Origin of the sequence: Symbiopectobacterium sp. (genome assembly GCF_051710365.1) — a bacterium.
Taxonomy (GTDB): domain Bacteria; phylum Pseudomonadota; class Gammaproteobacteria; order Enterobacterales; family Enterobacteriaceae; genus Symbiopectobacterium.
Window position 1 is genome coordinate 1 of record NZ_JBPETA010000336.1, and the last position, 1,778, is coordinate 1,778.

The following is a 1,778-nucleotide window of genomic DNA, read 5'->3' on the forward strand; positions in this document are numbered from 1 at the left end:
GTTCAGTATTGGTGACAGACCACCACAAGTATCCAACCTCAATTCTATTCACAAGACCATCGTTGATGTTCTCGGCGAGCGATACCGTCGAATTTATTCTTAAAGTAGGTGCGGAATGACGGATATAACTTATCATCGCTGAGAATACTTTTAACGATGCTCATTTTGGCTAATCACTCACTGCATTTTTAATCATCAGCCCCAAAAAAACCCGCGTATAAACGCGGGCCCGATGTTCAAACTTAACCGCCTACTTGTACCGACAGAATACTCAAGGCACCCATCACAATACCATCGACGGGCACCGTGATGGGCTCTTTGCCATCCCAACTGCCCAGCACATAGAGCAGCGGTAAAAAGTGGTCGGGCGTCGGGTTCGACAACGCTGCCTGATTGAAGGAAACCGCCCAGTCATAAGGCGTGGCATCGCCATCCCATTTCACCATACGCAAGTTATGCACCACGTTACCGCTGGCGACAATCATATAGCCTTCATCACGCAGCGCTGCCAGTTTGGTGCCCAACTGGTAGTGGTACTCTGCCGATTGCGTACCGTCCACGCTCAGTTGCACCACGGGAATATCCGCATCCGGGTACATCTTGATCAACACGCCCCAGGAGCCATGGTCAAATCCCCACTGCTCGTGGTCAGCAATCACTGGCAGCGGTGCCAATGCCTGTTGAATGCGCTCTGCCAATTCAGGCGATCCCGGTGCCGGATACTGAGTATCAAACAGCGCCTGCGGGCATCCGGGAAGTATTCATAGAAGTATCCTTAGTGAGCCATATTGATGTGCCAGTACCGACAACGAGAGATCCAAACACGACAAATGCTGATCAAGATAAGCCGTGGTGACTGAAACGCGATAATCACCCGATACCGGCGTTTCATCTCCAATCATCACCTTGAGCATGGTCGATTTGCCGCAGCCGTTTGGACCGCGCAGCGCTACCCGCATCGGGCCATCCATCCTCCAGTTGAAAGGCGCATTCGCGATGTGGGGCAATACAAGATCATCCAGCGCCAACACCGGTTTATTGGGTGTGAGATGGCTACCTGGCAGCGTAAATAATATCGGGCTATCTTCCTCGACCCTTCCTCGCATCTCACAGACAGCAGCATTAAGCACATCATTTTGCTCACGGTGCTGCTTACGCAGCGTGCCTAAACGCGCTTTTGCCGCCGCTTTGTATCGCACCCGCTCAAATGAGGCGATATTCAGTGAATCTACCGTGCGTAAGGTCTGTGCCGGGCGCCGCTGGCTGGCATCATGCTCTTTTTGCAAACGCATTCGGGTGCGCCGACGCTCGGTAGTGGCATGTTCCAATGCCGCCTGAGCAGCCTGCTGCTCAGCCTGGCGCTGCCGCTGATAGTCATCATAATTGCCGCCTAGTTGCGCAGACCCGTCGGGGTCAGTTCCAAAATGCGCGGCATCATCGCCAGTAGTTCACGATCGTGCGTTGCCACCAATGCGCCGCCGCGTCGCTGGGCAAGCTTGTCGTAAAACCACGTTCTCGCCTGCCTCGACGCATTGACGCGCGGCAAAAATGTCCCGGTAACCCAGCAGTTCAGCCAGCGTTGTGGTTGATAGAACCCTATGCTGCTGAGCAACATAAGCCAGAGAGCCCACGCGTTCAATATGACCGAAAGCGGGGGGGGGGGGCGTCGTGCCCTGCCAGCAGACGCAGCAGCGATGTTTTTCCGCAGCCGTTACGCCCGACCAAGCCGCACAGTGAGGGTTCAAGCGACAGCGTCAGCGGACCAAAAAGCGTCAAGC

General features: G+C 54.6%; 2 pseudogenes. Both read right to left on the minus strand.

Annotated features, from left to right (window positions below):
- Positions 1–242: 242 nt before the first annotated feature.
- A pseudogene (locus ACTBDZ_RS17535) lies at positions 243–752 on the minus strand (4,5-DOPA dioxygenase extradiol); the annotation flags it as partial.
- Positions 753–791: 39 nt separating this feature from the next.
- Positions 792–1,778: pseudogene (locus tag ACTBDZ_RS17540) on the minus strand (ATP-binding cassette domain-containing protein); the annotation flags it as partial.